This is a genomic window from bacterium (assembly GCA_023145965.1).
GTDB lineage: Bacteria > UBP14 > UBA6098 > UBA6098 > UBA6098 > UBA6098.
This window is the reverse complement of sequence record JAGLDC010000127.1, coordinates 1-4209: the sequence shown is the minus strand read 5'-3', so window position 1 is coordinate 4209 and position 4209 is coordinate 1. Positions and strand designations below refer to the sequence as shown.

Genomic DNA, 4209 nt, shown 5'->3' with positions numbered 1-4209 from the left:
ATTCGTCTTTGCCGTCGGTGTGGCGGCTGCGATACCACTGGAAACAATCCCGCTCGATTTCGTTGATTTGCTCTTTGAGCGCGAGAAGCTCGTTTTGCTTCGTTTCGCGCTCGTTATCGGTGTTGAAATAAACCTCGCGCGCCGCCACGAAATCATCGAACAGCGTTTGAAGCGCGTCGAAATCCGGAATCATCGGCGCAAACATCGCCTCGCCCGAAACCGTCGCCCAATAATTCAAACAGTTTTGAACGGTCATATACATATCGTCGCGGTCTTTGGGAAGCTTACCCGCGAGGTCGAAAAGCGCCAGAATATCCGGATCGTCCGTGACAGTAACCAACGCCAGTTTTATCTGAACGAGTTTGTCGGAAAGGCTCTCGAATGTTGCCGTATATAGCTTGTTTTTAGCGTTTGCGACGGTGATAAGATTTTTATATGGCCCCGCAATTGCCTCGAACTGGTCGATTAAATCCTCGAAAGCCGCGATACTCGGAATGATATGAAGCGGGTAATCGGCGTCCCCGGCACGCGCCGTGAGCCACTTCACGAACTCCCGCATCCAGGTGAGATAGGAGTTATAGTCCAATTTGTAAGGTTTTCTCGTGTGCATAGACATTTTTACGCCCTCCTTGTAAGATTTTCACTGATAAATCTCAAAAAATCAATGCTCGATACCGAAAAGGACGCCGACGATAGGCCTCCGCCCGAGATCGGAAGGCCTCCGCCTGTGATCGAGAGGCCTCCGCCTGTGATCGAGAGGCCTCCGCCTGAGAACAGAAGGCCTCCGCCTGAGAACAGAAGGCCTCCGCCCCGGCTCAACCACGGGCATTTGCGCCTTTTCAACTATATTTTACAAAGATCGATAACACTTTGACAAAAATTCATTTTTGAATAAATGGTGCTAATCCGAGAAATGCAAGAACTTTCAAAAAAAAACTGCAATTTTTCAATCCGTAGGGGTCAACCGGTGGTTGACCCGTTTTCGGGCGACCCACCGGGTCGCCCCTACGCCAAATTATCATTTTCAATTCGTAGGGGACGGTCTGAGACCCTCCCGTTTTTCATATGGCACGGCGGGCTACGCAACTCCCTGCAGCGCGTTCACGAAATCCCTGCCGGAAAGTGGAGAAGGTAAGAATTTACCATCCTGCCGATAAAGCTGTATTGTCTCTTCCACAATCCGGCATAATTCGTCGAAAACCGAACGCTCGTTATCGCCGTGGCAGCCACCGTAGAAAAGCTCCGGGCAACTACCTATAAAACACCCGTCGATGTCGGACCACTCGACAATCTTTACATATCTGCTTTCTTCATTCATCTCTCAGCCTCCTCTATAGCAAGGCGAACAGACTTTTCTTGATATTGCATTGCTTGCCTTTTTTACCTGAAATCGTGATTGGCTTGGTGACATTTAGGTGGACGAAGTTCCGGGGGTTTCCTTTGCCGCCTCTGTCAACAAAGCCCACTTTTTGTAAATCTTTTATAAGTTCTCTAATCTTCCGTGGCATTTTCTATTTTTCTCTCCGAATGGTTATTTCAAGCTAAGGTATCACTTTCCTAAAATCAAGACCTTTTTTTGCCGAAAACAAATTTATTTCTAAAAAGCTACTTCGGTATATTTAATCCAAGCGTTCTAAGACTACTTCTTTAATTCCTCTAAACCGTGCGTCTTTATAATCTTCTTCTAATTTGTCGATTAGGTCATGATTACTGAGCATCCAATAATAATAATAGTGCTTTCCCTTTTCTCTCAGAATATAATTATTTTGGTGTTGTGAAATCCAATTGGAAAAAGCACCTCTTTGGTTGTCAGGTATGGATTCTTTAACAATCCTGCATTCGCAAGGCTTTAGTTTTGGATTAAGTTTTGTTGAATCGAGATAAGCGGAAAGATAAGCTTCGCCAATAAAAAGTCCTTTATCCATGTTTATTAATTCTATTCTATCCTCAAATTTAAAATTACCGTATGCAATAGAAGTAGTCAACATAACAGATAAGTCGTTGGAATTATTAGGATCAACCTTTAACATTATAGAATTCATATCCTTAACGAAATCTAATAAGGATGAAATGTTGTCATTTTGCATCTGTCTTATAAAAACGATACCGCAATCGGAAACGAATATACCATCTAAACATTTATACTTTTTTAGTAGCTTATAAGCAGTTTTATAAAATTTATCTAAAGCCTTGTATGAAAGTATATAATCATTACTTTTATTCCGTCTGTCAATCTCCATAAATCTTTTCAAGCCTGATATATCAATAAAAGCCACGGATGTCTCTCCGTCAAAACCGTCCATTTTAATCCTCCTATCTATTCTTTATAACAAACTCGACTCTCCTATTTATGGCCCAACGGTTATTCTACCGTGACCGCTCGACAGGAACCAATAACCTCGCCCTGGATGTAGCGAATCGGTAAAGAAATAAGCGCTTCCATCCCAACCATAAAATAGCGAAAGAGCTATTCCCGGCGGCGTAGTTATAAAACTATGCGAAGGAGTCGCGTGATCCAAACCTCCTAAAAGGTTCCAACCACGGTATAAAGTATCAGTGTAGGAGAATAAACCGCGAGGGATTTCAACCGTATCCGGCGCGGTATTTAGAACGAAATAGCCTTCGCCGGGATGCAGTGAATCCGAAACAACATAATCCGCTATAGATGGGTCGTAGCCGTATGGAATATTGCCGTAAATAGTCCACGGTTGAGGAGTAGAAGAAGGCACGGATAAAAGATTCCAACCTGGATTTATTTCAACTTCTAAAGAAGTGAAATAGGAAATGTCGAGGATGTAAAGACCATCACCACCGTCTGCGACATAGGCATAGGAGCAGGAAACATAAACACCATAGGCTCTGCCTGGAGTATCATCCAATTTCGGAAGGAGACGCCGGCGTTGAAATATCTATGATGCGAAGACCGTTAGAACCGTCTGCCACATAGGCGTACGAGCCGGAGACATAAACGCCATGGGCCCAATCTCCTGTATCGAAGTAACCGACCTCAGTAGGTGAAGACGGCGTGGAGACGTCTATGATACGAAGACCGCCAACTTCGTCCGCGACATAGGCGAACGAACTGGTGACATAAACACCCTCGGCAGAGCCCGGCGTATCTATATGCCCTACGAGGCGGACATTGAGCGAGTCGGCGGCGCACAGGCCAGCCAATAGCAGCAGGATAATAATTGTGAGGTTTCTATTCATCTTAACAATCCCATTCCATTATTGAACGCAACCAAATAATAAAGCCATTTTGACTAACCTTGAACCTGCCATAGCCAGCTTCACTGTCGTATTCAATTTCTGTCAGTTCTATTAGATGTCCTACACGTATATTTGCATTTGACGTATCGTAAGCAATCCATATTCCGTTATCACTCCTTGCGGAAACAAGAAATGAGCTTGAATATGGCTCTGTATCGGTATCCATACGATTTCGATAGAACTTCGTATATTCTTCGATGATTAAGGTGACGATTGCAATCTCGTCTATATCGTTGCGTGTTCTTAAGTTTCTATAAGTTGTATTTATAATACATTCCAATCCATTATCAATTTCGGGAATTCCTGTATGACCAAATACTTTTACTTCCCCGGTCCCTAATTTCATTGAATTAACTATTTTGCAGTTATCAACCTCATAATAATATAGTTCGCCTTCTTGTGCATTTCCCCAAAGAAATCCTGAAGGCGATTGAATTTGTTTAATATGCTCTTGGAACAATGAAAACAATTGACTGTTGGTTTGATTCTGAAATGCAGCAGGATTAAGATCCCCCTGTGTTAGTATTCGTTGAACCTCTTCTAAATTATTAGTCGCAAAACCTATAAGAATACTGGGAGTTAGAGCAAACAGTTTAAATACCTCGTCCGATTTTCTCGTTGTTCTGCTGTTGTTTCCTTCATAGGTCACTCTCGCATCGGAGGCCATAATCATCTGGGTCCCAAGATTCATTCCAATTACAATTGACATTCATTCCTCCAATAAGCTTTTTTTCGCTACGCTCCCGCGTGGGCGTGTCTTTCACTTCATCAAAATAGTTCGTCGCTTACCCGTTGTCAAGTCCCAATCTCCAGCCATCCGTGGCACTTATCATCCCTATATTCTTCACGGGTTAGGCGTATCTCCAGACCCGGGCCGCGGAAGATTGTCTCGTCGAGGGGTATCGTGCGGCGCATCTTGCGTGCGGCGCGTTTCACCAT

At 43.7% G+C, this 4209-nt stretch carries 6 protein-coding genes; all 6 read right to left on the bottom strand.

The genetic code is table 11. The features are described 5' to 3' along the window. Positions 1 to 610: hypothetical protein (locus KAH81_10330; protein ID MCK5834049.1), on the bottom strand; the 610-nt coding region annotated here is incomplete at its 3' end. A gap of 468 nt (positions 611 to 1078) precedes the next feature. Next, positions 1079 to 1318: a hypothetical protein gene (locus KAH81_10325; protein ID MCK5834048.1), complete on the bottom strand. Its 240-nt coding sequence runs from the start codon at positions 1316 to 1318 to the stop codon at positions 1079 to 1081. Between the two features lie 301 nt (positions 1319 to 1619). Beyond that, positions 1620 to 2303, bottom strand: a complete 684-nt coding sequence (locus tag KAH81_10320; GenBank protein MCK5834047.1) for a hypothetical protein — start codon at positions 2301 to 2303, stop codon at positions 1620 to 1622. Between the two features lie 45 nt (positions 2304 to 2348). Further along, positions 2349 to 2879, bottom strand: a complete 531-nt coding sequence (locus KAH81_10315; protein ID MCK5834046.1) for a hypothetical protein — start codon at positions 2877 to 2879, stop codon at positions 2349 to 2351. Continuing rightward, on the bottom strand, positions 2872 to 3210 hold the full coding sequence (locus tag KAH81_10310; GenBank protein MCK5834045.1) for a hypothetical protein: 339 nt from the start codon (positions 3208 to 3210) through the stop codon (positions 2872 to 2874). Before KAH81_10310 ends, KAH81_10315 begins: the two co-directional genes overlap by 8 nt. A gap of 1 nt (position 3211) precedes the next feature. Further along, complete coding sequence (locus KAH81_10305) at positions 3212 to 3979, bottom strand: hypothetical protein (GenBank protein MCK5834044.1); 768 nt, start codon at positions 3977 to 3979, stop codon at positions 3212 to 3214. Positions 3980 to 4209 lie beyond the last annotated feature (230 nt).

Excerpts from the sequence above, each read along its gene's own strand:
- KAH81_10325 (MCK5834048.1), bottom strand. The coding sequence starts at position 1,318 with ATGAATGAAGAAAGCAGATATGTAAAGATTGTCGAGTGGTCCGACATC.
- KAH81_10320 (MCK5834047.1), bottom strand. The coding sequence starts at position 2,303 with ATGGACGGTTTTGACGGAGAGACATCCGTGGCTTTTATTGATATATCA.
- KAH81_10310 (MCK5834045.1), bottom strand. The coding sequence starts at position 3,210 with ATGAATAGAAACCTCACAATTATTATCCTGCTGCTATTGGCTGGCCTG.
- KAH81_10305 (MCK5834044.1), bottom strand. The coding sequence starts at position 3,979 with ATGTCAATTGTAATTGGAATGAATCTTGGGACCCAGATGATTATGGCC.